At 71.5% G+C, this 20,305-nt stretch carries 18 protein-coding genes and 1 pseudogene; 12 read left to right on the plus strand and 7 right to left on the minus strand.

What is annotated here, in order from left to right:
• Positions 1-5 precede the first annotated feature (5 nt).
• The 4 genes from QF027_RS15820 to QF027_RS15835 are packed head-to-tail and all read left to right on the plus strand — an operon-like array spanning position 6 to position 2,551.
• Entirely contained in the window at positions 6-911 is a 906-nt protein-coding gene (locus QF027_RS15820) for a hypothetical protein (protein WP_307082377.1), read from the plus strand.
• Positions 908-1,117, plus strand: coding sequence for a Trm112 family protein (locus tag QF027_RS15825; protein WP_306981780.1), 210 nt, complete (start codon positions 908-910; stop codon positions 1,115-1,117). Before QF027_RS15820 ends, QF027_RS15825 begins: the two co-directional genes overlap by 4 nt.
• Positions 1,114-1,947 carry an FkbM family methyltransferase gene (locus QF027_RS15830; protein WP_307075195.1) on the plus strand — a complete coding sequence of 278 codons (834 nt, stop codon included), beginning with the start codon at positions 1,114-1,116 and terminating at the stop codon, positions 1,945-1,947. The genes QF027_RS15825 and QF027_RS15830 overlap by 4 nt, the downstream gene beginning before the upstream one ends.
• Positions 1,913-2,551, plus strand: coding sequence for a hypothetical protein (locus QF027_RS15835; protein ID WP_306981776.1), 639 nt, complete (start codon positions 1,913-1,915; stop codon positions 2,549-2,551). Before QF027_RS15830 ends, QF027_RS15835 begins: the two co-directional genes overlap by 35 nt.
• Positions 2,552-2,558: 7 nt before the next feature.
• Here QF027_RS15835 and QF027_RS15840 read toward each other — a convergent pair whose 3' ends face one another.
• The 3 genes from QF027_RS15840 to QF027_RS15850 all read right to left on the minus strand — a co-directional run bounded on the left by QF027_RS15840 (position 2,559) and on the right by QF027_RS15850 (position 4,730).
• A complete protein-coding gene (locus tag QF027_RS15840) occupies positions 2,559-2,987 on the minus strand; it encodes an O-methyltransferase (protein WP_307075198.1) in 429 nt (142 codons plus the stop codon).
• A 190-nt stretch (positions 2,988-3,177) separates the two neighbouring features.
• Complete coding sequence (locus QF027_RS15845; RefSeq protein ID WP_307075200.1) at positions 3,178-4,245, minus strand: MerR family transcriptional regulator; 1,068 nt, start codon at positions 4,243-4,245, stop codon at positions 3,178-3,180.
• A gap of 335 nt (positions 4,246-4,580) precedes the next feature.
• On the minus strand, positions 4,581-4,730 hold the full coding sequence (locus QF027_RS15850) for an Arc family DNA-binding protein (RefSeq protein WP_306981771.1): 150 nt from the start codon (positions 4,728-4,730) through the stop codon (positions 4,581-4,583).
• 28 nt (positions 4,731-4,758) lie between these two features.
• Between QF027_RS15850 and QF027_RS15855 the strand changes: the two genes are divergently transcribed.
• Complete coding sequence (locus QF027_RS15855) at positions 4,759-6,048, plus strand: RNA-guided endonuclease InsQ/TnpB family protein (protein WP_307075202.1); 1,290 nt, start codon at positions 4,759-4,761, stop codon at positions 6,046-6,048.
• 18 nt (positions 6,049-6,066) lie between these two features.
• A pseudogene (locus QF027_RS15860) lies at positions 6,067-6,744 on the plus strand (hypothetical protein); the annotation flags it as partial.
• A gap of 28 nt (positions 6,745-6,772) precedes the next feature.
• Here QF027_RS15860 and fxsT read toward each other — a convergent pair.
• Both fxsT and QF027_RS15870 read right to left on the minus strand, forming a co-directional pair.
• Positions 6,773-9,988 (minus strand): FxSxx-COOH system tetratricopeptide repeat protein, encoded by a 3,216-nt coding sequence (gene fxsT / locus QF027_RS15865; protein ID WP_307075203.1) that lies wholly within the window; start codon positions 9,986-9,988, stop codon positions 6,773-6,775.
• A 443-nt stretch (positions 9,989-10,431) separates the two neighbouring features.
• Positions 10,432-11,142 carry a FadR/GntR family transcriptional regulator gene (locus tag QF027_RS15870; RefSeq protein ID WP_307075205.1) on the minus strand — a complete coding sequence of 237 codons (711 nt, stop codon included), beginning with the start codon at positions 11,140-11,142 and terminating at the stop codon, positions 10,432-10,434.
• 208 nt (positions 11,143-11,350) lie between these two features.
• Here QF027_RS15870 and QF027_RS15875 point away from each other — a divergent pair, with 208 nt between their 5' ends.
• The 4 genes from QF027_RS15875 to QF027_RS15890 all read left to right on the plus strand — a co-directional run bounded on the left by QF027_RS15875 (position 11,351) and on the right by QF027_RS15890 (position 17,108).
• A complete protein-coding gene (locus QF027_RS15875; protein ID WP_307075206.1) occupies positions 11,351-12,712 on the plus strand; it encodes an SLC13 family permease in 1,362 nt (453 codons plus the stop codon).
• A gap of 36 nt (positions 12,713-12,748) precedes the next feature.
• The gene (locus tag QF027_RS15880) at positions 12,749-14,197 is read left to right on the plus strand and encodes an acyl-CoA synthetase (RefSeq protein ID WP_307075208.1); all 1,449 of its coding nucleotides are present in this window, start codon (positions 12,749-12,751) and stop codon (positions 14,195-14,197) included.
• Positions 14,190-15,872, plus strand: a complete 1,683-nt coding sequence (locus QF027_RS15885; RefSeq protein ID WP_307075210.1) for a carboxyl transferase domain-containing protein — start codon at positions 14,190-14,192, stop codon at positions 15,870-15,872. Before QF027_RS15880 ends, QF027_RS15885 begins: the two co-directional genes overlap by 8 nt.
• A 198-nt stretch (positions 15,873-16,070) precedes the next feature.
• Complete coding sequence (locus QF027_RS15890; RefSeq protein WP_306981759.1) at positions 16,071-17,108, plus strand: rod shape-determining protein; 1,038 nt, start codon at positions 16,071-16,073, stop codon at positions 17,106-17,108.
• A 91-nt stretch (positions 17,109-17,199) separates the two neighbouring features.
• Here QF027_RS15890 and QF027_RS15895 read toward each other — a convergent pair whose 3' ends face one another.
• Positions 17,200-17,829, minus strand: a complete 630-nt coding sequence (locus tag QF027_RS15895; RefSeq protein ID WP_307075212.1) for a ScbR family autoregulator-binding transcription factor — start codon at positions 17,827-17,829, stop codon at positions 17,200-17,202.
• Positions 17,830-18,022: 193 nt separating this feature from the next.
• On the opposite strand from QF027_RS15895, the gene QF027_RS15900 reads away from it, so the two are divergent.
• Both QF027_RS15900 and QF027_RS15905 read left to right on the plus strand, forming a co-directional pair.
• On the plus strand, positions 18,023-18,607 hold the full coding sequence (locus QF027_RS15900; protein ID WP_307082379.1) for a Gfo/Idh/MocA family protein: 585 nt from the start codon (positions 18,023-18,025) through the stop codon (positions 18,605-18,607).
• Between the two features lie 194 nt (positions 18,608-18,801).
• A complete protein-coding gene (locus tag QF027_RS15905) occupies positions 18,802-19,269 on the plus strand; it encodes a hypothetical protein (RefSeq protein WP_306986700.1) in 468 nt (155 codons plus the stop codon).
• A gap of 21 nt (positions 19,270-19,290) precedes the next feature.
• On the opposite strand, the gene QF027_RS15910 is transcribed toward QF027_RS15905, so the two are convergent.
• Positions 19,291-20,205 carry a DUF4231 domain-containing protein gene (locus tag QF027_RS15910; RefSeq protein ID WP_307075214.1) on the minus strand — a complete coding sequence of 305 codons (915 nt, stop codon included), beginning with the start codon at positions 20,203-20,205 and terminating at the stop codon, positions 19,291-19,293.
• Positions 20,206-20,305: the final 100 nt, after the last annotated feature.

A 20,305-nucleotide genomic window follows, 5' to 3' on the forward strand; every position in this document is an offset into this window, starting at 1 on the left:
GGGGAGTGGCGGCGGCCCTGTTGGCGAACACCCTGTACAGCGTCGGATTCGTCCTGGAGAAACGGGCGCTCACCGCCCTGCCCGAGGTGTCGATCCGGCAACCGGCACGGCTGCTCGGGCTGGTCCTCAGAAGTCCGCTGTGGATCGGTGGTTCGCTCTCGCTGGCGGCCGGGTTCGGGGCGCAGCTCGCGGTCTACCGGACGCTGCCGATCGCGGCCGCGCAGGGCATCTTCGTCTCCGGTCTGGTGCTGCTCGTCCTGCTGTCGGCCCGGCTGCTGGGCGAGGAGACGACCGGCCGGGAGCGGTACGCGCTGGGCGCCATCCTCGCCGCGCTCCTCATGGTCGTGCTGTCGCTGAAGGAGGGTTCGGAGCACGTCAGCCAGGACGCCCCGTACCAGCTGATCCTGCTGGTGTGCGTGCCGTCGCTGGCGGCGGGCGTGTGGCTGTACGGGTCCGCCGAGCGGCGCACGAGGCACCGGCACCGTATGCCGACGACCGGCGTCGAGTACGGCGTGGCGGTGGGTCTGCTGTACGGGGTCAGCTCGCTCGCGATCAAGGGCGTGTCGAGCTATCTGACGTCAAGCAGACTCGGCAGCGCGGTAGTTGAGCTGTTGGGCTCCCCGTATCCGTATCTCCTGTTGTTCACCGGGGCGTTCGGCCTGGTGATGTCGCAGGCGGCGCTGCAACGCTGCCGGGCCTCGCTGATCGTGCCGGTGTGCACGACGGTGACCTGCCTCTACACGGCGGTGCTCGGCACGCTCTCGTTCGGCGAGTCCCTGCCCCACGACCCGTTGCGACTCGCGCTGCGCCTCGCGGGCACGGTGCTCGCCGTCGCCGTACTGCTGAGCATGCCCAAGCACGATCCGGCGCCCAAACCCCCCATCGGTGCCAAGGAGTTGACGCCCCCATGAACCCCGACGACCCGCTGCTGCAGATCCTGGCCTGCCCGCTCGACAAGGGCCCCCTGCACCTCGTACCGCCGGACGAGGCCCTGTACAACCCGCGGCTGCGCCGCCGCTATCCGATCGTGGACGGCATCCCGCAGTTGCTGCCTGCCTCCGGCGAGCAGGTGACGGACGACGAGCACGAGAACTTCCTGAAACGGATGACTCCATGACCGGACCGGCTCGTACCTGGGCTGCCAGAGTGGCCCCCCTTCTGCCCACCCGGCTGGTCGCGGCGGCCGCCCGGGCCGTGTACCCGCGCTTCGAACCGGAGCTGGCGCGCCTTGCCGACCTGTGCCCGGCGCACTGCCGGACGGCGGTGGACGTGGGCGGCTGGTACGGGCCGTGGACGCGGCGGCTGGCCGGGCGGGCGCGGCGGGTGGTGACCGTCGAGCCGGTACCCCGCCTGGCCCGGCTGCTGACCTCGGCGGCCCCGGCGAACGTCCAGGTCGTGCAGGCCGCCGCCACGGACCGGCCGGGCACCGCCCGGCTGTGGCTGCCGCCCGGCGACGAGGGCGACCGGGGGGTGTCCTCCCTGGTCCGGCGGGACATCCACGGCCGGGCGGTGGACGTCCGCTGCGTCACGCTGGACGAACTGGACCTCAAGGACGTCGACTTCATCAAGATCGACGTGGACGGCAGCGAGCTGGCGGTGCTGCGCGGGGCCACGGGAATCCTCGCGCGCGACCGGCCCGCGCTCTTCGTCGAACTGGAGTCCCGGATCCAGCCGATCGCCCCGGTGGTGACGTACCTGTCCCTCCTCGGCTACGACGGCTGGGTACTGCCCCGCGCCACCTGGGTCCCGCTGTCCGGCTTCCCCCTGGAGGCCCACCAGGAGACGGCGTCGTACGTCGTCAACCAGGGTCTCCTCCGTCGTGTCCTGCCCTTCGTCCACCGTCCCCGGTACATCAACTCGGTCCTCTTCCTGCCCGACGGGCGCCGTCCCGGTGTCAGTGCTGTGGGGGACGATGGGGGACATGCCCTCCGGAAAGCAGGCGGCTAGCGCGCCCTTCACCCCGCTCGACTTCCAATTGGTCCTGCTGCGCCGCATGGCCGACCACAACCCCGGCCTGGTGGAGGACGCCCGGCACGCGCTGGGTGTCTCGATCGCGGACATGCGGGAGGCCAACAAACGCTGGCAGGCGATGGTCCGTTCTCCCCCACGCTCGAATGAGCTCGCGCGGGGGCACCCCCATCGGGCCCGCACTCCCGCGTCCCGCTACCGCTCCGTCCTCGGTACCCCCGAGACCGTCCTGACCCGCAAGGTCGGCGACCTGGAGTGCGAGGCCTGGCTCTGGCCCGTCCCCCTCTGGCCCGACCTCCGCTTCGAGGCGCTTTTGGCCCCGAACGGCTCGACGGTGTGGAACGAGTGGCTGGTCAGGGCACCGGAAGCCAAGGGCCCTGACCTGCGCACCCTCGAGGACCTCACCCCATGGTCCTGCACCGTGGACGAGGCGGCCCGGGCCTTCCCCCCGGCCCGCCCCCTGGAGGGCACGGCCCCGACGCGCTGGGGCCTGACGTTCACGGCCCCGGACGAGAAGGGCGTGCGCCAGGAGGTGGTGGCCGAGTTCACGTGGGGCCTGCTGCAACGGCTTGCGGTGCGCTGATCGCGCCCTACCGCGCGGCGCTCCGGCGTCGCGTCCCCACCAGCGTGGCCAGGTCCTCGGCCAGGGGGAGTTCGATCGTGTCCAGGGCGGGGTGCTCCAGCCAGAAGACGCGGGGGCGGTCCACGGAACCGCCGTGCCGGGGCGGCCAGTCCGACGCCGGGGTGAAGTCGTCGATCACGATTCTGCCGCCCGGAGCGAGGAGACGGGTCGGGTCGGCCGGGGTGTCGTCAGGGGTCTTGCCGGTGCCGCCGCCGTCCAGGACGAGAAGGTCGTAGGGGCCGTGGGCCTCGACGCGCCGCCAGTCGCCATGGAGGATCCGCACGCCGGGACGGTCGGCGAACACCTCGGCGGCGACACGGGCGCGCTCCGGGTCGCGCTCGACGCTGAGGAGCCGTACGCCGTCCCGCGCCCCCGAGGCCAGCCAGGCCAGGCCCACCCGCAGCCCGTGCCGGTCTCCCCGATGAGGGTCCGGGCGCCGCCTGCCAGGACCTGCAGCAGACGGCCCTGTTCGGGGCGGCAGGAGTAGGGGAAGCCATGGGCGCGGGCAGCGGCGAGGGCTCGTTCGACGAGCGGGGGGAGGTGGGGTTCCCTGTCGTACGCGTCGGTTCCGGACATCGACATGGCCGTCATGATGGCGTGGGTCGGCCCACCTTCTCCACCACGTCCGCCACCACACAGCTGACGTTGTCCGGGCCGCCCGCGGTGTTCGCCGCGTCGACCAGGGAGTGGACGGCCGTGTCGGGGGCGGTGGCGGTGGTGAGCAGGTCGCGGATGGTGGGATCGGGGACGACGCCCGAGAGGCCGTCGGAGCACAGCAGATAGCGGTCGCCGGGTTCGGCGTCGTGCAGTTTCAGGTCCGGGGTGCCGGTCGTGAGTGCCTTGAGGAGCAGGGCCCGCTGGGGATGGGTGACGGCCTCCTCCGCCGTCAGCCGGCCCTCGTCGACGAGCGACTGGACCACCGTGTGGTCGTGGGTGATACGGAAGAGGGCGCCGTCGCGCAGGAGGTACGCACGGGAGTCGCCGATGTGCACCAGGGCGAGGCGGGAGCCGGTCCACAGCAGGGCGGTCAGGGTCGTGCCGTTCTCGTCGGTGCCCGCGGCCACGTCCCGTACCGCCTCGGTCGCCCCGTGCACGGCGTCCGCCAGGAGGTTCAGGACGTTGCCGGCCGGGATGTCGGCGGTGTCCAGGAACCGCAGCGCCGCCACGGCCGCGCTGCTGGCGGGGGCTCCCGCCGGGCCGTATCCGTCGGCGATCGCGAGCAGGCGGGCGCCCGCGTGGGCAGTGTCCTGGTTGGCGGGGCGGACCAGGCCCGGGTCCGAGTGGGCGGAGTAACGCAGTTCGAGCACGGTGGTGTCCTTCCTCGGTGTCGCCGTCAGCTCGTCGACGAGGAACGCGGCGAGATCCCGCCGTACGGCCGTCTCCGCCTCGACCTGCGTCCAGTACGCGCGGATCTCGTCGGCGGCGGCAGCGGGCGGGAGCGCGCACACCGTACGGATCCGGGCCAGCGGCATGCCCAGCCGCCGCAACCACGCCACCAGCCGGGCCTGTTCGAGCTGGGCCGGCGTGTAGTAGCGGTAGCCCGTCGCCGCGTCGACGCGGGCCGGACGCAGCAGCTCCAGCTCGTCGTAGAGCCGCAACGCCTTCGGCGACAGGCGGCACGCCCGCGCGAAGGCCCCGATCGTCAGCCACTCCATACGGCCTCCTTTGTTCCTCGCCTCGATGGTGGGGCTTCACCGAAGAGGAAGGTAAACGGGTTGGGAAAGGAATTCGCCATGCCCCGAGTCGCCCTCGTCGCCTACGCCCCCGACCTAAGCCGAGCCATGACAGGGACCTTCCCGTGCTGGTGGCGGCCCTGTGCGAGGCCGGAGGCGAGCCGGACGCAGTGTTCTGGGACGACGGTGACGTCGACTGGGCCGGTTACGACCCAACCGTCATCCGGACACCTTGCTTCTGGGCAGGATGCCCGGCCCATCGAGGCCAGGAGGATGCCCGCTCCCGCGAAGTAGGGCGCGGAACAGGCGAATCGCTGTCAGGGCGATTCATCGTCTGCCCGCACGGTGGTGAGGGCGACCTCAAGCAGATGCAGGATCTCGGAATTGAGGGACCGGCGGTCGGTCTCTGCCTGAGTGATCAGCCGGGCGTGGAGGTCGTCGGGGATGCGCAGCGTAAACTTGAGCATGCCGTCATTGTGCCGTTACTATGGCGGCATGTCACGTTTCCGGATGTACCCCACGAGCAAGCAGGAGCAGCAGATGCTGCTGCACTGCGCGCACGCGCGGTACGTGTGGAACCTGGCCGTCGAGCAGCACTCGCACTGGAATCCGGGCATGAAGTCCGCGCCGGGCTTCGCCGAGCAGTGCAGGCAGCTCACCGAGGCGCGGCGTGAGAACGAGTGGCTGGGTGCCGGGAACGCCGATGTGCAGCAGCAGGCCCTGAAGGACTTCGCGAAGGCCAAGACGGCCCGTTTCACCTCCGGGTTCGGTGAGCCGACCTGGCGTAGGAAATACCTGCATGAGGGCTTCCGCGTCATCGGCACCGACCGCGTACCGGAGTACGAGCCGGATGGCTCGTGGAAGTTGAACGCGAAGACCGGCAAGCAGGTCATGGGCCGTTCAGTGGTGGTGCAGAAGCTCAACCGGCGCTGGGCTCAGGTCAAGGTCCCCGGATGCGGCTGGGTCCGCTTCCGCCTCACCCGCAAAGAACTGCCCGACGCCAAGACTTTCCGGGTCACCCTTCGCAACGGCCAGTGGCATATCGCTTTCGCCGTCATCCCCGCCCCGATCCATGCGCCTGGAACCGGGGAAGTCATCGGTGTCGACCGCGGCGTGACTATCACCGCCGCCCTCTCCGACGGCCGCACGCTGAACTGCCCGCAGCTCACCACCCGCGAGCAGGCCCAGATCCGCAAGCACCAGCGCCGGGCGGCACGGGCCAAGAAAAACAGCCCCGCCAAGGCCGCCGAGTACGCACGGGTCGCCAAGCTCAAGGCGCGTGAGGTGAACCGGCGCAAGGACTGGTGCGAGAAGACCTCAACTGTGCTCGCCCGCACCTACGACCTGGTGCGGTTCGAGAAGCTGAACATCAAGAACATGACCCGCTCCGCGAAAGGGACGGCCAAGGCGCCGGGCAAGCAGGTGGCGCAGAAATCCGGACTGAACCGGGCGATCCTCGCCCAGGGCTGGGGCCTCCTGCGTCAACGCACCGAACACAAAGCTCCCGGCCGAGTTGAAGACGTCCCCTCCCCGTACACCTCCCTGCGGTGCAGCGCCTGCGGATGGATCGACAAGAAGTCACGCAAGAGCCAAGCTGACTTCGAGTGCGTATCCTGCGGCTTCACATGCAACGCAGACACCAACGCAGCAACGAACGTCGCGGCAGGACAGGGCTGGATTCCCCACCCTCGGCGCTCAGCCGATGCCGGAGGGACGACAACGGCCACCCGCCGTTCGAGCGTCCGTGAACCTCAACCCACCTGGGTTGGAATCCCCCTCTTTTAAGAGGGGGAGGATGTCAACTGGGACTACAGCTGGAGTAGTGCGGGCGCGGCAAGGTCATGCGGCTCGCCAATCCGGCGGAGGCCGTGCTCTGGGACACCGACAAACGGTACATCGGGGAGCTGACGGAGGCCGGGGTGCCGGTGGTGCCCCGACCCGCTACCTCGCGCCCGGCGACCCGCTCGACCTCCCCGACGCGCACGAGTACGTCGTCAAGCCGACCTCCGAGGCGGGGGCGCTGTACGCGGCGCGCTACACGCCCGAGCAGCACGAGACCGCCGTACGACAGCTGCGGCGCATGCACGCCGAAGGGCTGACCGCGATCGTTCAGCCGTACATGCGGGGCATCGACGCGGGCGGTGAGCGGGCGCTGCAGTTCTTCGGGGGCCGGCTGCTGCACGCCAGGGCAAGCGGGCGGTCCTCGCTCCCGGGACGGCCTTCGACGCGGCCAAGGTCGCCCACCCGGGCCTGGAGCCCTGGACGCCGACCCCGGCCGAACTCGCGGTCGCCGAGCGCGCCCTGGCCGCCGTACCGGATGCGCCGGAGCTGCTGTACGCGCGCGTGGACCTCGTCGACGGGGAGGACGGGCGGCCGCGGGTGATGGAACTGGAGCTGGTCGAGCCGAACCTTTTCCTGTGCCTGCACCCGGAGTCGCTGCGGCCGGTGGTGGAGGCGGTGCTGGCGGCTGCGGGTCGGTAGCGCGGGCCCCGGACGCCGAGCGGGCGAGTCACAGGTGGGCGGCGACCCTGAACGTCTCGATGAAAAGCTCACGGCGCGCTGAATGGGCTGCGAGTGGCGTTCCCTTTCCCGCGCGCCAACGCCAGTAGGCCGCGGCGGAAGCGGCGGTGTACGCCTCCGACGCATCGGCGCCGAGGGGCCGCTGGATGTTCCGGGTCAGTTCGCCGAACGCGGTCGCCGCCCCCTCCCGGTCTCCGGCCTCGCCACGCCCGCAGGCGAGCTCGTGGCGCAGCCCCAGGTACTGCGGGCCCGCCTCCAGGGCCCGGCGCAGACTTTCCGTCAGCCTCGCGTACACGAGGGCGGCCGCGTCGATGTCACCCGCCTCCATGCGCCACATCAACACGCCGTGTAGGGCGGAGAGTGTGTGGGGACTGTCGGCACCCTCCGTGAGCAAGAGGGAGGAGACCACGTGGGTGAGCTCGTCCGCGGCGCCTGCGGGATCCCCCGTGTGTCCCTTGTGGTGGGCGCGACCCGTCCTGACATCGAGGACGGCCGGGTCATGGGGACCCAGATGTCGCGTCACGTTCTCGAGCAACTGGTCGTGCGCGGCGAGAGCCGCTTCGCGGTCGCCCGCGATCCAGCTCCAGCGGGCGATCTCGACCAGCGTGGAACGGATGCGATCGTGGTCGTCGCGCAGGATCCGCCTTTGGTCTTCCAGCAATTCGCCGTATGCGGCGACGGCCCCGACAGGATCGCCGGCCCGCCCTCGCCAGAGGCCGAGTCGGGCACGAGCCACCAGCGTGTCGGGGTGGTCCGCGCCGAATACGCGTTCCGCGTCCGCCGCGACGAAGGCGAACTCGGCGGCCGCTCCTGCCGCGTCCCCCGACCACCCTTTCCACAGGGCCAGATTGCTTCTGCTGGTGACCGTGTCGGGGTGTCCTTCCCCGAGAACCCGCCTGCGGTGCTCCAGCAATTCGGTGAGAGCCTCGACGGCACCGGCCGCATCACCCGCCTGCCCCCGGCGGAAGGCGTGGTTGCCCCTGGTGGCGAGAGTCATCGGGTGATCGTCCCCCAGGACCCTCCTGCGATGCTCCAGCAGTTCGGCGAAGGCCTCGACCGCCCCGGTCACCTCGCCCGACTCTCCCAGGAAATAGGCGTAGTTGTTCCAGGTGGTCAGGGTGTCGGGATGGTCGGGCCCCAGCGTCTCCCGCTGGATCTCCAGCAGTTCGGCGGATGCCTCGACAGCACCGGCCGCGTCTCCCGAGCTTCCGCGGAAAGCCGCAAGGTTCCCCCGGAGCTGGAAGGTCTCGGGACTGTCCGCGCCGAGCACCTCCACCGCGTCCTTGAGGATCTCGGTCAACTCGTCGGCGGCCTGCGCCCACTCCCCCGATCGCCCCCGCCACATCGCCCTGTTGGAGCGGGTGATCAGGACGCTCCTGTCCCGTGCGCCGAGCACTCGGCCCGCGTCCTGTACCAGTTCTGCATAGACGGCGGCCGCCCCGACGGTGTCCCCCGACTCCCCCAGGCAGTTCGCGAACGTCCCAAGCGTCTCCAGGGTGATCCGGTGATCCGGGCCAAGTCGCGACCGGGCCGTCTCCGCCAGCCGCCGCCAGTGGTCCCGGGCCGCGATCACCTGGCCCGCCTCCAAGAGGCTGTGCCCCATCACGGACAGCACCGGGTGCTTCTCCGGTTCCCACAACGCGTCGGCGAAGTGCTCGTACAGAACGGCGGCGTTCGCACGCAGGGAGCCGACGAGGTCCGTGTCACGTTCGGTGTCGGGCCAGGTTGCGACGAGTGCGTCGGCCGCAGTCCGGCCGCAGTGGCGACGGCTCCCCGCGCTGAAGCGCTCCTGGACCGCGCGCTGGACGAGCCGGTGGACACGAACCGCTCGGTGCGCCACCTGAGGACTGTGCTCGACGAGGCTGAACTGATGCAGATTCCACAGGGCGTCCGTGGCGTCGTCGGTCGTCGTCTCGGCATCGGACGAGGGGTGTGCGTCGTACGCGCCGCCACGAGCGAGATGGGCGCGAGCGGGGGCCGATGTGATCGCGGCGGCTGGGATCCCATTGGGGTCGAGGACGGACAGCAGCTGGAGCAGGGGGCGCGCCAGGCCTTGGGGAGGCAGTTGATCGGCCAGGTCGATGGACAGGTCCCAGGCCGCAGCCACGGTCAGGTCCTGTTCGTCCGGAAGGCCGGTGCGCGGCGGCAGCACGTCCTTCAGGGTTCTCGCGTGGTCGGCCAGGCGTCTGCGGTACGCCGCGCAGTCCAGCTGCCTGTTGATCATGTAGGGCACGGTCTGGGAGAGGGCCAGAGGCAGTCGGCCGAGGTCCTCCGCCAGACCCTCGACCTGTACCGGCTCTGCGTTTCGACCGTGGGCTTCCAGCTTCGCGGTCAGGTACGCGACGGCCTCCTCGCGGCTGAATCGGTCGACCTCGACACGCCGGCGCCCGGGCCCCAGGAGGGCCGCGTCCCGGTTCCGCGTGGTGATCAGGGTCTGCCCGTGAGGGGAGGGCGGAGGCAGCAGCCCACGTACGGCTTCAGCGTGCGGGACGTCGTCCAAGACGATCAGCCAGCGCGCCCCGGGAACGGGGGAGCCGGACCTGCTTCCCGGGGGAATCGCAAGCCAGTTCAGGAACGTGTGCGCGGCTTTGGGGTCGTCCTCCCTGGCTCCAAGGAGCTGAACGGCCGCGCTCGTGTACGCGTCGACGACTGCCGCCCTCGACGCCGCCGTGACCCACAGCAGTACATCCACCCGTTTCGCCGCCAAGGCCGAACGGGCGTGACAGGCTGCCAGTTGGGTCTTCCCGACACCGCCCATGCCGGTCACGAGTTCGCAGGGCGCTGAGGTGCCGTCCGCCGCCGCGGTCTCCAACGTCAGGCGCAGATGGGGCCGATCCTGGTAGCACTCTGCTTCGGGCGGGACCGGCCCCAGGACCCTGCAGACCGACCGGGAGCCGCCTCGGCCGGCGCTCGTCCGCCTGTGCTGCCGGGCCGCCCTGCGCCGGGCTTCCCACCAAGCGGTCGGGTACGTCCGGTGCTCCCCGCGGACCAGCTTCCCCAGGACCGTCACCAGAGCGTCCAGAGACTGCCGATGCTTGTCCGAGGGAATCGACGCACCGTTCACCCATTCATGCAGGACAGACTGCGCCACGCCCACCCGGCGGGCGAGCGCCTCGTACTGCGGCGAGCCCGCGGCCACATAGAGGCCACGCAAGTCGTCCCCGAAGCCCCGAACGGGGTCCCTCTCCCCCTGCCCCTCCGTCATGCCGTGACCGCCCCGTCTGTCGTTCTTCCGGTCCGAATGAACACCGAACAACCTCCGCACCTGGACTGACCAGCGTAAACGGACAGCCGTCAGTGCTGGCCCGCTCCACAGAACCGCCACGGGCCTGAAGACATGGGCGCAGACCAGCCCACCCGGCCACCCGGCCGGCTCGACGGAAGGCGGCGGCGATGCTCGCTACGCTCCATGGTGTCGGTGGCACACTCCTGCCCGTCACGATCAGCGGTGCGCTCTATGTAGGCACCATCGCAACCGTGGCTCTCACGGCCGTGCTGGCGCGCAGCCCGGGCAGGCGTCGAGACGCCCGTGAAGCGCTGAAGGTACTGCTGTGGCGTCGTGGCGGCAGTCAGTAGCCGATGGCCGGTAGCCGGTCGGCGATGGCGGGTGAGCGGTGGCGTGCCCGGTCGCCGGAGCTCGTCGGCGGTCTACTGGTCCGTCGGGTCCGGCTCCCAGTCCAGCAGCCGTACCTTCGCCACCGTGCGGACATGGCGGCGCATCGCCGAGGCCGCCTGGCCCGGGCGCTGGAGGGCGATCGCGTCGAGGATCGCCCGGTGCTGGGCGAGGGAACGCTCGGGGCGGTGCGGCTGGCGCAGGGACTCGGTGCGGCTCTCGGCGATCTGGTCGGCGATGGAGCGCATGAACTCCGCGAGCAGAGCGCTGTGCGCGGCGGCGGTGACGGCCGCGTGGAACAGCCGGTCGCCCTCGATGCCGTGACCGCCGTCCTCGATCTCCCCGGCCATCTTGGCGAGGGCCATACGCATGGCGACCAGGTCCTCGTCCGTGCGGCGCTCGGCGGCCAGTTCGGCGAGCTTGGTCTCCAGGGCCTCGCGGGCGTCGAGGACGTCGGGCAGGCGCCGGCGCCGCTCGACCATCTTGTCGACGGGCTCGACGTCGAGGCTGTCCCGGACGAGATACGTCCCGCCGCCGTGCCGTGCCTCGACCAGGCCCTGGACCTCCAGCACGACGATCGCCTGCTTCACGGAGGCCCGGCTGACGCCGAGGCGGGTGGCCAGGTCGCGCTCGGGCGGGAGCCGGTCGCCGGCCCGGAGCCCGCCCTCGGCAACGTACTGGCGCAGCCGGTCGAGCACCTGCTCGTAGAGCCGCGGCTTGGTCATGGGGCGCAGGGCGTCGGTCACGGGTCCCCCTCTCGTTCGTCGGGAGAGTAACACCCCATAGGTGGCCAATTGGCCAAGTGGCTGAGCCAATTTTGCGCGCCCCCTTGACGAGCCGCGCGGTCCGCACCACGCTAACCAGCCATCCCCCATGTGGCTGAGTGGCTCAGCCAATTGCCCACTGAGCCAATCGGCCACTCCACCGCTCCGGGGCCCAACGACGGGAGCCCGTATGTCCCCAGAACTCATCTCGATCCTCGTCCTGGTCGTGGTGTTCGTCATCGCCACCACCCGGTCCGTCAACATGGGCGCCCTCGCCTTCGCCGCCGCCTTCGCCGTGGGCGAGCTCGTCGCCGACCTCGACGCGGACGGCATCTTCGCCGGCTTCCCCGGCGACCTGTTCGTCGTCCTCGTCGGCGTGACGTACCTGTTCGCGATCGCGCGGGCCAACGGCACCACGGACTGGCTCGTCCACGCGTCCATCCGGCTCGTGCGCGGGCGGGTGGCGCTCATCCCGTGGGTGATGTTCGCGATCACCGGCGCGCTGACGGCGATCGGCGCGGTCAGCCCGGCCGCGGTCGCGATCGTCGCACCGATCGCACTGAGCTTCGCCGCGCGGTACGGGATCAGCCCGTTGCTGATGGGCGCGATGGTCGTGCACGGCGCCCAGGGCGGCGGTTTCTCACCGATCAGCATCTACGGCACGATCGTCAACGGCATCGTCGAGCGCGAGCACCTCCCGGGCAACGAGGTGTTCCTCTTCCTGGCCTCGCTCATCGTCAACCTCGTCATCGCGGGCGTGATGTTCGTACTGTTCGGCGGGCTGAAGCTGTGGTCGCAGGGTGCGGTCCCGCTGGACGAGACGGCAGGGGCCGCGGGTGCTCCCGACAGGCGGGACGCATCGGACGGCGGCACCGGCGTCGACACCGCCCCCTCCTCCGGCACCGGCCCCGCCACCGCCGTGGCCACCCGCACCCAGGCCCCCGGCACCACCCGTCTCACCCCCGCCCGGATCGCCACCCTCACCGCTCTGGTCGCCCTCGTCGTCGCCGTCCTCGCCTTCGACCTCGACGCCGGGCTCACGTCCATCACCCTCGCGGTCATCCTCAGCGCCGCCTGGCCGGAGGACAGCCGCAAAGCGGTCGGGCAGATCGCCTGGTCCACGGTGCTGCTGATCTGCGGTGTCCTCACCTACGTCGGCGTGCTGGAGGAGATCGGCACGATCAAGTGGGCCGGTGAGGGCGTCGGCGGCATCGGCGTCCCGCTGCTGGCCGCCGTACTGCTGTGCTACATCGGCGCGATCGTCTCCGCGTTCGCCTCGTCCGTGGGGATCATGGGGGCGCTGATCCCCCTCGCCGTGCCGTTCCTCGCTCAGGGCGAGATCGGGGCGGTCGGGATGGTGGCGGCGCTGGCCGTGTCGGCGACGGTCGTGGACGTGAGCCCGTTCTCGACCAACGGCGCGCTGGTGCTGGCCGCGGCACCGGACGTGGACCGCGAGCGTTTCTTCCGCCAGCTGATGATCTACGGAGGCATCGTGGTGGCAGTGGTACCCGCGGTGGTGTGGCTGGTGTTGGTGGTTCCGGGCTTCGGGTAGGACCGACAGGCGACAACAGGTAAGGAGTTGTGAAGCGTGACCTCTCTCTTCCCGGCGCTCAGGGGCGCCACGGCGGACCGTCCCGCCCTGCGGTTCGGCGACCGCTCACTCACCTACGCGCAACTCGCGGCCGCGACCGGCGCCCTGGCGGGCCGTCTCGCGCAGTACGACCGCGTGGCCGTCTGGGCGACCGCGGAACTGGAGACCGCGGTGGCCGTGGTGGCGGCGCTGGAGGCCGGTGTCGCCGCGGTACCGCTCAACCCGAAGTCCGGGGAGAAGGAGCTCGGGCACATCCTGAACGACAGCACGCCGGGCCTTCTGCTCGTCCCGCCGGGCACCGAACTACCCGCCGCCGTTGGGGACTTGGAGCGCGTCGACATCGACGTGCACGGCACTGTCGGGGGCACCGCCCCCGACAGTGCGGCGCGGGACGGCGACCCCGCCCTGGTCGTCTACACCTCCGGCACCACCGGCCCGCCGAAGGGGGCCGTGCTCCCCCGCCGGGCGATCGCCACCACGCTGGACGCCCTCGCCGAGGCCTGGCAGTGGACGTCGGACGACATCCTGGTGCACGGCCTGCCCCTCTTCCATGTGCACGGCCTGGTCCTCGGCATCCTCGGCCCGCTCCGCCGCGGCGGCTCGGTCCGTCACCTCGGCCGCTTCAGCACGGAAGGGGTGGCCCGCGAACTGAACGCCGGCGCGACCATGCTCTTCGGCGTCCCGACGATGTACCACCGCATCGCCGAAACCCTGGCGGGGGACCCCGAGTTGGTGAAGGCACTGGGCGGGGCCCGGCTGCTCGTCTCCGGCTCGGCGGCACTCCCCGTGCACGACCACGAGCGCATCACGGCCATGACCGGCCGCCGGGTCATCGAGCGCTACGGCATGACGGAGACCCTCATGAACACCAGCGTGCGTGCGGACGGCGAGCCACGCGCCGGGACCGTGGGCGTACCGCTGCCGGGCGTGGAGCTGCGGCTGGTGGAGGAGGACGGGTCGCCGATCATGTCGTACGACGGCGAGACGGTCGGCGAGATCCAGGTGCGCGGTCCGAACCTGTTCACCGAGTACCTCAACCGGCCGGACGCGACCGCGGCCGCGTTCACGGCGGACGGCTGGTTCCGCACGGGGGACATGGCGGTCCGGGACGCGGACGGATACGTCCGGATCGTCGGCCGGAAGGCCACCGACCTGATCAAGAGCGGGGGTTACAAGATCGGGGCGGGCGAGATCGAGAACGCGCTGCTGGAGCACCCGGGGGTGCGGGAGGCCGCCGTGACCGGGGAGCCGGACCCGGATCTGGGTGAGCGGATCGTGGCGTGGATCGTCCCGGAGGATCCCCAGTCCGCGCCCTCTCTGGACGAGTTGGCTGACCACGTGGCCGCCCGTCTCGCGCCCCACAAGCGCCCGCGGGTCGTCCACCACCTCACCGCCCTCCCCCGCAACGACATGGGGAAGATCATGAAGCGGGCGCTGCATGGCTGAGCGCCCGTCCGCTGAGCGGCTGTCCGCCCGCGAGGTCGTGGCCCTGGTGGCCGACGACTTCGCCGAAATCCCGTACCCCGAACGGCAGTCGCAGCCCGACGGCCCGCTCGCCTGGCAGGGCTACGACGCCTCGCGCGCCCGTGCCGCCGAACGCACCGGCGAGCAGGAGTCGGTCATCTGCGGCACTGCGCGCATCGAGGGCACCCGAGCCGTCCTGATCGCCTTCGAGTTCGGCTTCCTCGGCGGCTCGCTGGGCGAACGCACCGGCGACCGTCTGGAGGCGGCGTACACGTACGCCCGCGAACACCGGCTTCCCGTGGTCCCGTTGGTGGCCACGGGCGGCAGCCGTATGCAGGAGGGCATGCTCGCCCTGACCCAACTCCAGCGTGTGGCACGCCAGTCGGCTCTCACCCGGGAGGCAGGTCTCCCCCAGATCGCGGTACTGCGCGACCCCACCACGGGCGGCGGCTGGGCCACCCTGGGCGCCGGCGCGGACGTGATCCTCGCCCTCCCGGGCGCCCAGGTCGGCTTCGCCGGCTCCCGGGTCCGCCCTCCGGACGCCGACGCGTCGGCGTACACGGCGGAGGCCCAGGTGGCGGCGGGCGCGGCGGACGCGGTCGTACGACCGGAGGAGCTGCGGCGGACGCTGGGAATGTGGCTGCGGTTGCTGGCGAGACCGTCGGACAGTGCCGGCGACGTGACCGCGGACGGTCGCACCACCGAGGCGGCGCCCGTCCCCCGACACCCGACACCCGGCAGCACCGGCTCCTCACCGCCGGACCCGACCGGTGCGACCTGCCCCACACCACGCACCGAACCCGCAGGACATCCCGCATCCGGAAACACCGACCCCACCTCCACGGACCCGACCGGCGCGACCCGCCCCACACCTCCAGACGCGACCGGTGCGCCCCAGCTCGCCCCACCCGACGTCCCCGCAGGACCACCCACACCCGGCATCACCAACCCCACCCCGCCGGACCCAACCGACGCACCCCACCCCACACCACGCGCCGAACCCGCCCCCGTCCCGGTCCCTCTCGGCGCCACCGATCTCCCCGCCACCGGGTGGGACGCGGTCCGGCGTGCCCGTTCTGTCGAGCGGCCGCGCGCGGCCGCCTACCTGGACGCCTACTTCACCCACCGCGCTGCCATCTCCGGGGACCGCTGCGGCGGCACCGACCCGGGCATGCTGTGCGGCTTCGGCGAGCACGAGGGCCGCACCATCGCCTACGCCGCCCAGACCGGCACGGCGACCCGCCCCGCCGGCTACCGCACTGCCGGCCGCCTGATCCGCCTCGCGGACCGGCTGGGCATCCCGGTGCTCACCCTGGTGGACACCCCGGGCGCGGCCAACGACGCGGAGGCCGAACGTCAGGGTGCGGGCGCGGCCATCTCCGACCTGTTCAGCACGGTCGCCTCCGCCCGCACCCCGATCACCACCCTCCTCATCGGCGAGGGCGGCTCCGGCGGCGCGCTGGCCCTGGCGGCACCCGGCGCCACGTACGCCACCCCGGACAGCTATTTCTCCGTGATCGCACCCGAACCGGCGGCGGCGATCCTCAAGCGACCGCGGGAGGAGGTCGAGGCGACGGCGGACCAACTGCGGATCCGGCCACAGGACCTGGTGGAGCTCGGGGTGATCGCCCGCTCCGAGGGGAGAACACTGCCGTAGGTCGGCTGCGAACCCCTGACCCTGCATCACGAGACTTCACAAGTCACTCACATCAGGCACACACGAAAAAAATCACCCATTTAGCCGCACCCCACTCGGCCCCTCAATAAAGGCCCCCTCTCCCCCGCCGCCGCACGATGCCACTAAGGCCCCGTCACCCGGCGCGGCCCCACGGTCTGCGCTCTCGGGAGGACCTCCATGACCGCCAGTCTGGAGCAGCTGCGCCGCTGCCACTTCGCCGTCGACCTGGGTGCGGCGAGGACGCGGGTGTACGTGAAGGGGGCCGGGCTCGTCGTCGACCAGCCGTCCGCCGCCGCCGTGAACACCCGGACCGGCGCGCTGATCGCGGTCGGTGAGTTCGCCGAGAAGATGACGGGCCGCACCCCCGACTACATCCGCGTCGTACGGCCCGTCTCCGGCGGTACCGTCGTCGACATCGAGATGGCCCAGCGCATGCTGCGCCATCTGCTCGGCGACAAGATCCGCCGCAGTCTGCGCCGCAAGCCCCGGCTCCGGGCCGCCGCCTGCACCCCGCACGACGCCGATCCGCTGGCCCGGCGCGCGACGATCGAGACCCTGGTGGGACTCGGGGCGCGGCGCGTGGAGCTCGTGGACACCCTCATCGCCGCCGCGGTCGGCTGCGGGCTGCCCGTCGAGCGGCCCGAGGCCACCATGATCATGGTGTGCGGGGCCGCCGCCACCCAGGTCGCCGTGCTCTCCCTCGGGTCGATCGTGACCGCCGAGCGCATCCCGGTCGGCGGTGAGGCCGTCGATCACGCGATCGTGCAGCACCTGCGTCACGAGCACGAGCTGATGCTGCCCAGTCAGTCCGTACGGCCGCTGCAGCTCGCCCTCTCCAGCAACGGCCTCACCTCGCACGGCCCCGCCTCCACCGAGATCCACGGACGGGACGTGGCCACCGGTCTCGCCCGCTCCGTGCAGGTCGACACCGCCGCCGTGCGGGACGCGATCGAGACCCCGCTGACCGCCGTGCTCGACGGCATCGGCCGGGTGCTGCGCAACTGCCCGCCCGACCTCGTGGCCGACCTCGCCGACCGCGGGATCATGATGGTGGGCGGCTCGGCCCTGCTGCCGGGACTCGACCAGATGCTGCGGCACGCCACCGGGATGCCGGTGCAGATCGCCGAGCAGCCCGGCGTCTGCGCCGTACAGGGACTGGGGTACATGCTGGAGGGCCGTATCGAGCCGCTGTCGCTGGACCCGCTGGCCACCTGAGGCACGGCACGCCCCAGGCGATCTTCACGCACCCGCGTGAGACCGGATCCGATACGGCCGTCACACCGCAGTCGCCCCCCGTGAGATCCCGTCAGGCCATCTCGGGCACCAGCGCCGTGCCCTCGGGACGGAACCGCTCCAGCCGCCGTGGCGGCACGATGCTCGGCAGCAGCATCTCCCACATGAGGGTGGTCTCCTCGGTCAGGTCCGCCCGCCCGCTGAGGACCTGGGAGCTGAGCTGCAGCCCGGTCCAGGAGCCGACGACCAGCCGGGCCACCCGTCCGGGGTCGAGGTCCGCCTTGACGTCCCCGCGCTGCTGCGCCTGGACCAGGCACTCCCGGAAGAGCTCGATCCACCGGGTGTACGGCTCGCTGACGATGCCCGTCTTGGAGCTCTGGTCGATGACCAGGCGGATGCCGGCCCGCACCCGGACGTCCGCCACCAGCAGCCGGGCCATGGTGTGCACGATGTCGATGACGGTCTGCACCCCGGGCTTGCCCGTGTCCGTGACCGACTCCAGGGCGGAGAACTGCTCGTCGACGAGGGCCTGGGCGAGCTCCTCCTTCGAGCCGAAGTGGAAGTAGAGCGCGCCCTTCGTCACCCCGGCCTCCTTGACGATGTCCCCGAGAGACGTCCCGTGGTACCCCTCGGCGTCGAAGGCGCGGGCCGCCCCGTCGAGGATGGCCGACCGGGTGACCTCCGCGCGTTCCTGTCTGACCATGCGTCCAACCCCTGCCTGTGTCGCGACGGGCTCTCGGGGCCAGTGTGCCTTCCCGGCCCATAAAAAAACCAACCGACTGGTACTTGTATCGACGGACCAGGGAACCACCTGGAAAACGAGGGGAGTTCGCATGGCGGACAGGATCCGGGTGGGAGTCGTCGGCGCGCACGCCGAGCGGGGATGAGGTCGCAACATCCATCTCCCGGCACTCAGGGCGCTAAACGATTTTCAGGTCACGGCAGTTGCCGGTACGACCTGCGCGTCGGCGCGGGCCGCCGCCGCGGTGTGGGGCGCGGAGAAGGCGTACGACGACGCCCGGGCGCTGATGGCCGACCCGGACGTCGACCTGGTCACCGTCGCGGTCCAACTCCCCTCCCGGGACGGGCTGGTGGCGGCTGCGATCGCCGCGGGCCGACATGTGTACAGCGAGTGGCCGCTGGCCCGGGACGCGGTGACCGCCGAGCGCTTCGAGTCGGCGGCGCGGGCGGCGGGCGTACGGCACGCGGTGGGGTTGCAGAGCCGGCACCACCCCGAAGTACAGCTGCTGCGGGAGGCGTTGGCGCAGGGGCTGATCGGGGAGGTGCTGTCGGCGTCCCTGCTGGAGCAACGTGGCCCGGGTCTACACGGACCTGGCCCGGGCGATCTGCACGGGAGACGACTTCGGGCCGGACTTCACCACCGCCGTCCGGGTGCACCGGCTGCTGGACGCGGTCAGGTCCTCGGCCGGGAACGGTCGGGTGCGGCTGGGCTGAGTGACTGGGCTCGGGGGCCGGCTTAGGGGTGGGGCTGAGGGGACGTCGCCCGACGAGCCCGGTGTGAGCAGGTGCGCCCCTGTGTGCTCCCCGCCGACGGCGCTACGGTGTAGTTCCGACGGCTGTGGGAGGCTCTCTCGTGACGAGCGGAACCGCGACGACCCGACAGGCCGGAACCGATTCCACCGCGACCGCACCGGCTTTCACCTCCGTCACCCGGATCGGCGTGACGGGGCACCGCTCCATCCCGGGCTCCGTCCTGCCGGGTGTGCGTGCGGAGATGCGCAGACAGCTCAGCGGCGGCGCCCTGGAGGCCTTCACCTGTCTCGCGGCCGGCGCCGACCAGCTGTTCGCGGACATCGCCCTGGACGGCGGCGTCCCGGTGACGGCGGTGATCCCGGGCATGGACTACGAGGCCCACCTCGACGACGACGCGGCGCGCGCCGGGTACCGCAGGATCCTGCGCGCGTGCGCGAACCGCGTCGATCTGCCGCGCGAGCCGACGCACGAGGAGGCGTACTTCGCGGCGGGCCGCTGGATCGTCGACCACTGCGACCGCCTGATCGCCGTGTGGGACGGCCGCCCGGCCCGGGGGCTGGGGGGCACCGGCGATGTGGTCGCCTACGCGCGGAGGACGGGGGTGCCGGTGACCGTGCTGTGGGAGCCGGACGTGCGTCGCGCGCCATGACACCCGGCTCGTGACCGGCCGTCAGCCACCGAACCTGCCGAGCCAGTCCGAGTGCTGCGGCGACACCAGCCGCTCCGCCTCCGCCACCGCGAGGGCCCACCGGTCCTCGGTCACGGTCGTGCTCATCTCGACCCGCAGGGTCTCCAGATCCTGCTCGACGAGCGAGTGCGCGTAGGTCAGCGGCCGGTGCCGGCGCACCTCCTGCCAGGCGACCCCGGCCGCCGCGGCCGCGCTGAGCACCCCGGTCAGATCCCAGGCGCCGAGCATCCCGGCCGCCCTGAGCACGGCCGCGAGCAGGGCCAGCAGGGTCAGTACGGCGGTCACGGACGACCACTGCACGGAGGCACGGTGGGCCTGCGCGGCGCGGCGCCGGTACCACGCGTGCTGCTCCAGTAATCGCTCACGCAGGTAGATGTCCCGTCGTACCGAGAAGGCCTTCGCCCGCACCTGACGCATCGCCGGGGTGATCTGGCCCTCGCCGCGGGTGTGGACCCCGCTCCTGGAGTCCTCCCAGCCCACCTTGCGCATCTCCCTGAGCCGTTCCTCGACCCGCTCCGCGAACAGCGCGTCCGCGTTGGCCACCTGGGAGTGGAAGATCCCGCCGTGCACCATGTACTGCCACGCCAGGGACTTCAGCAGCTCGGCGACGGCACGGTGGGCCTGCCAGCGTGCGCGGGCACGACGGCGTGTGGTGCGCAGTCCGATGCCGATGGTCAGGGCGTACAGCAGCGCGGCCAGGAACGCGGGGACATGGCTGTCCAGGCGTTCGGCCAGCATGGCCGAGGTGGTGGCCGCTAGCAGGACGATCAACTGGGCGCGGACGGCGCGGAACGATTCACTCTGATGGGTGATCGCGAGTTGATCGTTAACGCGGAAGAGCGGGGGCAGGTCGTGATCACTCCATGTCGTGCCAGGACCCGGAATTGCGGCGCTCATGAACCACCCCCGACGGCATGCTCACCTGGACCATCGAGTATGAGCGTGTACGCGCCCCCAAGCCATGCTCCGGGCCCGGTCTCCTGAGGTATCGTCCGCC

Source organism: Streptomyces canus (assembly GCF_030816965.1).
GTDB lineage: Bacteria > Actinomycetota > Actinomycetes > Streptomycetales > Streptomycetaceae > Streptomyces > Streptomyces canus_E.